The sequence below is a fragment of the Sphingobium sp. FG58 genome, from assembly GCF_057809055.1.
Genome location: NZ_JBMDJF010000024.1, coordinates 39,752 through 46,772 on the forward strand (window position 1 = coordinate 39,752; position 7,021 = coordinate 46,772).

Sequence of the window (7,021 nt, forward strand, 5' to 3'; positions counted from 1 at the left end):
ATGATGGCGGACAAGCCTTTATTTTGGATCCTGCTCTGAGCCCAATTCCTTCGGACATTTCGTTTCATCGAGCAAATTTACAGTGGAGGCTGAATAGCGATGCAGGGAACTGAAAAAGGCTCCCTAATCACTTCCCAGCGGCACCAACATGCCGGACTGATCATCATGATCGCAACGATGAGCCTGTTCGGGCCGCTTGCGATCAATATGAGCCTGCCTGGCATCGTCCAGACGGGCCAGGATCTCGGCACCACCACTGCCGCTATCCAGGCGACCATGGCGGCCTTCATGTTTGGTTTCGCTGCGGGCCAGTTGATCTGGGGCGCGATGGCCGATCGCTGGGGTCGCCGATCCCCAGTGCTGCTTGGTCTCAGCATATTTCTCGTTTCCTCGGTGGTATGCGCATTGGCGCAATCGGAGGACCTGTTGTTCGCGGCGCGCCTTATGCAGGGGTTCGGATCGTGCGCGGGCGTTGTGCTGGCGCGCGCTATCGTCTCGGATAATTTCGCCGGTAAAGATGCCGCCGTGGTCTTTAGCTGGCAGCATCTCATCATGGGGATAGCGCCAGTAATCGCACCGCTGCTCGGCGGCGCGCTGCTGTTGATCTCCAGCTGGCGCTCGATCTTCTGGACGCTGGCCGGCCTCGTGGCGCTTACAATTCCTTTCCTGATCGCCAAGTTGCCCGAAAGCCAATCGCGCGAAGCGGCGGAACATGCCCAGAGCGAAGGACGAATTGCGGCGTATATGGCGTTGATCGGCAATCGGCCCCTGCTCGCGCATATGCTGACCAGCGGGCTGTCCGCGTCGGCGCTGATAGTCTGGTACAGCGCTGCTAGCCCGCTGTTCCAGGAAGATTTCGGTTGGACCCCGCGGATCACCTCGCTCGTCATCGGCACGCTCGGCATCACCCTTATCAGCGCGACTCAAATCAACCGACGGCTGCTTAACCATTTCACGCCTCGCCAGATTATCGAAGCCGCCTTGCTCGGCGGCATCACGGTACTGGTCGCCGGTCTGCTGCTCACGCTTGCCCACGTGCCTGGGGCCAAGGTTTTCGCAACTATCAGCGTTGTTCTAGGCGTTTCGACCTATGGAATGCTTTCGGCTAACAATCAGGCGTGCGCGCTGGCGCTGGATCGTCGGCGCGCGGGATCGGTGGGTGCACTGATCGGCGCGTCCAACTATGGCATTGGCGGGATCTTCGCCTGGCTAGTGAGCTGCCTCCCCTCGGCGCATGGAATCACCATGCTGACGATGATGGCGGCGCTGTTCATAGCGGCGCGGCTGGCGTTGGGCCTGCTGAACCCGCATGGGTCGCTATGACATCAAGCTGAGGAACAATCCTAACTGTTCCAAACTGGCGCTTCGGCACTGCTCCTTTTCAGCATAAGAAACGAGATTGTGCGGGCTGATACAGATTGAAAAGGACCGGAACGAGCACGGTAACCGGGACACCACAGCAAAAATTGCGCGGTATCAACGCGCACGTTCGATCTTGAGGGCGGCCTTTTTTCGCAATAGCAAAGCATAGACGGGGAGAAGCGTCTTGCGAGCCTATCATTTAGTCAACACTGGGTCCGATTTGGCTTCCGGCTTAAACCACCTCCGCATCGTCGATCTCGAGATACCGCGTCCGGCTCGGGGAGAAGCGCTCGTGCGACAACATGCGGCGAGCCTGAACTATGTCGATCTACTTGCCGTCAATGGCCAATATCCACCGCCGGTTCTGCCACAAATTCCCTTGATGGACTCAACTGGAGTAGTTGAGGAGCTGGGTGAAGGTACAGATGGTCCGCCCGTCGGCACGCGCGTCGCCATCCATATGTTGCCCGATTGGCCGTCGGGACCGACGCCACAGTTCGGAACGCCACGCGCCCGGGGTTTCAACATGCCCGGAGCTCTCTCGGAATATGCCGTGGTCCCCTCAGCCGCACTGGCACGGCTTCCCGATACGATGAGCTTTGCGGCCGGCGCGACTTTCTCAACTGCTGGAACGACGGCCTGGAACGTCGTACGAGAGGCCAATGTCATGCCCGGGTCAACCGTGCTGATCCTGGGCACCGGGTACATCAGCCTTTTCGCCCTTCAATTCGCCAAGGCTCAAGGCGCGCGCGTCATCATCACTTCGTCCTCCAACAAAAAACTGGCTCTGGCGCGCGACATGGGAGCGGACTGCGGGATCAATTATGCTGCAACACCCGACTGGGACCGGGCTGGGCACGATTGGAGCGAAGGCGGTCATCCAAACGGACCAAGCGCGATGCGCGCTCGCGCGCAGAATGGACGCTCGACGATTGATCCCGTATCTGGGCTGCAGGTTGCCGCGACAGTGAGACGGTCCGACTGAGGTTTTTGATATTTGGATGCCCGTGACAGGCGTGATGATATTTCGCTCGGGATAATCGGCTATCGCTCCCGAATGACCGCCAGCCGGCAGACGGTCCTCTCCCAGCACAGAGTGTCGTTGCTCCTGTCGAAAGCGTGGAATATCCGCTCCCGCGTTGCAGCGACGAACATCCGGCCGGAGCGCGTGACCAGAGGTCCGCCGAGATCTTACCGTTCATGTGCCGGTCTATGATGTTGGGAACGTCTGTGCGGCCCTTGGCTGCGGCCTTCGCCCATTAAATTGGCGAAGGCCTGCGACCATGTGCGATTAGCGCGGATCAAAAGTCATCCATAATTGTGTCAAGCCATAGGCAACATAAGTCGAGGTATAGCTGTAGCTCTCCTCTCCACGCGTCACTCGGAAATTGTGCATCCGGTCCACCAGCTGGCGAAAGGACGCGCGCATCTCGCCGCGCGCAAGCTGGTTGCCGATACAATTATGGATACCACTTCCGAAAGTCAGGTGATACTTCGCGTTCGGACGATCGAGGTCGAGGGTCTCGGGGTCTGGGAATACTTCCGGATCGAGGTTCGCAGCGCCGAAGCGCGTCTCTATGATCGACCCGGCCGGAATCGCCACACCGCCGATCTCGGTATCGGCGGTAGCCCGGCGGAACATCGTCGTCGCGGGCGTCTTGATCCGCAGCACTTCCTCGATGAACACATCCAGCTTTTTGGCGTCGCCCCGGATTTCGTCGACCAGCTCTGGCCGATCGATCAGGATTGCCATGCCGCCTGCGATCGCATTCGCGGTGGTCTCGCCGCCGGCAAGGAACAACAGCCACAGCATGCTGACGAGTTCCTGCATATTGAGCGTCCGACCGTCTACCTCGGTGTGCACGATCGTGCTGAGCAAGCTATCGTCAGGGGCAGCGCGAACGCGCTCGACATTCTTTGCCAGATACTGCTGAAGCTCGATAACGGCAGGCACCAGTTCAAGTTCGCGCTCTGGAGCCAGCGCCGGATTCGACGTCTCCAGCGACATGTCGTTCCACCGCTTGAATTTATCGATGTCGCGATCAGTCACGCCCAGGATTTCTGTGAACACCGTCAGCGGCAGCCGCATCGCGAATTCGTCGAAGAAGTCTATCTCCTTCTGGTCGATGAAGCCGTCGATCATCTCCTTTACCGCTGCTTCGATTTGCGGCTCAAGGCCGATCACTTTATCGCGGGAAAAGGCTTTGTCGACGACCGATCGATAGGTGCGGTGATCGGGGGGGTCATTGGTCACAAGCGTGTCGACCGGCAGGTAGCCCTGTTCTTCGAACATCTTATTAACCTGGGCGCTGATAGGCGTTTCCCGCGTCTGGATCACCCCGGTCTTGCATGAAAGAACCTTGACATCCATTGCCGCCTTACGGACGTCGCGATACTTCGTGAGCACGTAATTGCCGCTCACGGGATCCTTGTAGACCGGCTGCTCTTCCCGGAGCTTATGATAAGCGGGGAAGGGGCATCGGCGCGTCTCGGGATTCGTAAAGGTGATGGGGACCCCGTCAAGTTCGACCGGGCAGGTCGCCGATACGTTGGCGGCGTTTTCGCTCGCATCCATGAATCTTCTCCAAGTTTTGAATTGGCCTGGATCGATCCTTACGCGCTCGCGCGGTTTAGACTCAAAGCTAGCGGATTTGCCATTCCGCACATTGTAAAGCCGGACCGTGCAAGTACCTGCTTCGGGAGGAATTTCCTTTTGCCCGAGCCGCCGTCCGGCCTCGTCTCACACGGCGCGTAGGCGCACACGACCCATGTTGTTATCGCGGTCGACCTACCCTATATTCGCAGCAGATAAATAAGGCATTCTGCGACGAATGGGTCGGAGCAAAAGCGTGCTGGGAGCCGGTGTCCGGTGAACCATTTCGTTCCGCTACTGTGCTCGGATCATGAAGCCGGCAGAAGGGATGGCCGGACCGCGGTTAGTAGGAGAGCGCTTCCATGTTTGCGAGCCCATGCGATGTTTTGGCAGAGATGGACCTGTCAGGAGTAAACGTTCAGATCCTTGATTATCGGTGGAGTGCAAACGAGCGCATTTGGGATCGCCAGGATCTGTTCGTGCTCCGGTATCGCCCCGAACTAGCGCCGATCAGCCTTTCCGCGCATCTGGACGACGGGCGGGTTCAGGATTTTGGGAGGGTAATGTTCTTTCCCGCACGGACCAAAGTGGAAACGACTTCGGCGAAGGTAACCGAGCGGACGCGCAACGTGATGTGTGCCTTTACCGACCAGTGGTTCCGGCAGATATGGCCGGAGCGGCCCGACTGGAGCGCAGCCGACTTGGCGCGATGCTATGATCTACGGAACGTGCGCATAGAACAGGCCATGCGGCAGCTGGGCGAGGAAGTCGCCAGCCCAGGCTTCGCGAGCCAGCTCATGGCGGAATCTCTCACCCGGATGATTGCGATCGACGTCGCTCGTCATTTCAGGCCCGACGATCGCCCGCGGCGGGTCCGCACATCGGAGGGACGGCTGTCGGAGCGTGAACTCGGTCGCATCTATGATATTGTCGATAGCGCGAGCAACAGGACGCCGACGACGGAGGAGCTGTCGAACGAGTGCGGGATAAGTTCGGCGCATCTGCGTCGCACCTTCAAGCGAACGACCGGGATGACGCTTCACCGCTACGTCGCCGACGTCCGCCTCGGCAAGGCCAGGGCACTGCTCGCAGAGAGCGACCTATCACTAAAGGAAATAGCCTTTAAACTTGGTTTCTCCGGCCCGTGCACATTTTCCTCCACATTCAAAAAGGCATCGGGCGAGACGCCGGACGGTTATCGGCAGCGGCTGAGGTCGCTGTCATGACCATAGCTAAACTACACGGAAGCAAGGGCCGGTGAATTGGCCCATTGCTGTTGAGAGGTCATTGAGTCGGCTATGATCCCTATTCGAGCCCGAAAACCTTTTGGGATCCGTGCAATGGATAAAAGGTAAGCGCCAACGGAACGCGATATCGGCTTCCCGGAAAAGCTCACACGAAATCTTCCAGATTAGAGTAAGCGGGGCCTGAGGCTTTCAATTACCCACAATGTGGTCTGACGCCAGATTCCACTGATCGCAGCGGTATTGCTGCGATGGAATCAGCTATGATTCATGTTCCCGCAAAGGCTCGCTTTTGCGGAGTGCACGATGGTCGAGGATGGCTCGGAATCTCAGGCTTGGATCGATGATGAATTTGCTGCGTCGCGATTTAGCGATGTGCGTCTTGGGCGTCGTCTGCGCCAGTTGGTGACGCAGATGGCAGGTGCGGTGGGCGGTCCAATTCCACTCGCCTGCCAGGACTGGGCCAACACCAAAGCTGCCTACCGCTTTCTCTCAAATTCAGATGTTTGCGAAGGTAAAATTCTGCAAGGCCATTTCCAATCCACGGCGTCGCGTGTCGCAGCTATTGATGTACCCATTCTGGTTCTGCAAGATACCACCGAATTTTCATATGAACGCAAAAAGCCCGAACAGGTTGGAATCATCGGCTATGCCCCGAGCAAGCGCGAGACTGTGGGGATTGCTCGGCGACACACCATTTGCGGGCTGTTGATGCATAGCAGCCTGGTGGTAACGACAGAGGGGCTGCCGCTCGGCTTGGCGGCGATCAAATTCTGGTCCCGCAGCAAATTCAAGGGTACCTCGGCACTTAAGCGTCATATAAATCCGACGAGGGTGCCGATCGAAGCCAAGGAAAGTATCCGCTGGTTGGAGAATATGCGCGCCTCCACGGCTCTGCTGGGGAAAGGCCAGCGTCTGATCCACATCGGCGATCGCGAAAACGACATCTATGAGTTCTTCTGCGCTGCGGGCGAAGCTGGCACCCATTTCTTGGTACGGACATGCGTTGATCGCTTGGCGGGCGATGGCAAACACACCATTGCTGCTGAAATGGCGGACTCGCCCATTGCAGGTCGCCACATGGTTGAAATTGCCGAGGGCGTGACCGCCAGCCTGGCACTGAAATATAAGAAGATTCGGGTCTTGCCGCCGATTGGCAAGCAAAAACGCTACCCTGCGCTCGATCTTACCATAGTCCACGCTCAGGAACAGGAAGTCCCGGAAAACCGCTCTCCTATCGACTGGAAGCTTATCACTGACCTTCCCATTACGTCGCTGGAGGAGGCGATCGAAAAGCTTCAATGGTATGCTTTGCGCTGGAAGATAGAGGTTTTTCACAAGATCCTTAAATCTGGATGTCACGCAGAAGAAGCCAAATTACGTACCGCTGAGCGGCTCGTGAACTTGCTTGCGATTTACTGCGTTCTGAGCTTGCGCATATTCTGGATGACTATGATAACCCGTACTGCGCCTACGGCTTCGCCAAATATCGTACTGACCAAAGATGAAATAAACCTCATCGACCGCATTGTGATAAGCCGCACCGGCCAACCGCCGCCGCAACAATTATCATGTTACCTGACACAGATCGCAAGACTCGGCGGCTATCTCGCTCGCGAGCGAGACCCGCCTCCCGGCAACACCGTCATATGGCGTGGATGGTCCCGTCTTATGGACATGAAACTTGGTATTGATCTCGCTGGGCGCACTTATGGGTAATTGAAAGGGCCTGAGGGCCGCCTTGCGTGGTGCCCATTGGCCGGGATGATTGTAAGCGCCGACGGAAGGCGGCCTTGTTGCCGGCACCGGAATAGGAAAGCTC

The 7,021-nt window shown here is 57.8% G+C and carries 5 protein-coding genes; 4 read left to right on the forward strand and 1 reads right to left on the reverse strand.

The features are described 5' to 3' along the window. Nucleotides 1-99: 99 nt before the first annotated feature. Nucleotides 100-1,323, forward strand: coding sequence for a multidrug effflux MFS transporter (locus ACODR8_RS18285; protein ID WP_489008582.1), 1,224 nt, complete (start codon nucleotides 100-102; stop codon nucleotides 1,321-1,323). Nucleotides 1,324-1,546: 223 nt separating this feature from the next. Then, nucleotides 1,547-2,347 carry a zinc-dependent alcohol dehydrogenase family protein gene (locus ACODR8_RS18290; RefSeq protein ID WP_489008583.1) on the forward strand — a complete coding sequence of 267 codons (801 nt, stop codon included), beginning with the start codon at nucleotides 1,547-1,549 and terminating at the stop codon, nucleotides 2,345-2,347. 306 nt (nucleotides 2,348-2,653) lie between these two features. Here ACODR8_RS18290 and ACODR8_RS18295 read toward each other — a convergent pair whose 3' ends face one another. Beyond that, entirely contained in the window at nucleotides 2,654-3,937 is a 1,284-nt protein-coding gene (locus ACODR8_RS18295; protein WP_489008584.1) for a cytochrome P450, read from the reverse strand. Nucleotides 3,938-4,317: 380 nt separating this feature from the next. On the opposite strand from ACODR8_RS18295, the gene ACODR8_RS18300 reads away from it, so the two are divergent. Both ACODR8_RS18300 and ACODR8_RS18305 read left to right on the forward strand, forming a co-directional pair. After that, nucleotides 4,318-5,181, forward strand: coding sequence for a helix-turn-helix domain-containing protein (locus ACODR8_RS18300; RefSeq protein WP_489008585.1), 864 nt, complete (start codon nucleotides 4,318-4,320; stop codon nucleotides 5,179-5,181). Between the two features lie 324 nt (nucleotides 5,182-5,505). After that, nucleotides 5,506-6,918, forward strand: coding sequence for an IS4 family transposase (locus tag ACODR8_RS18305; RefSeq protein ID WP_489008586.1), 1,413 nt, complete (start codon nucleotides 5,506-5,508; stop codon nucleotides 6,916-6,918). Nucleotides 6,919-7,021: the final 103 nt, after the last annotated feature.

Coding starts and splice junctions, on each gene's coding strand:
- ACODR8_RS18285 (WP_489008582.1), top strand. CDS start 100: ATGCAGGGAACTGAAAAAGGCTCCCTAATCACTTCCCAGCGGCACCAA.
- ACODR8_RS18295 (WP_489008584.1), bottom strand. CDS start 3,937: ATGGATGCGAGCGAAAACGCCGCCAACGTATCGGCGACCTGCCCGGTC.
- ACODR8_RS18300 (WP_489008585.1), top strand. CDS start 4,318: ATGTTTGCGAGCCCATGCGATGTTTTGGCAGAGATGGACCTGTCAGGA.
- ACODR8_RS18305 (WP_489008586.1), top strand. CDS start 5,506: ATGGTCGAGGATGGCTCGGAATCTCAGGCTTGGATCGATGATGAATTT.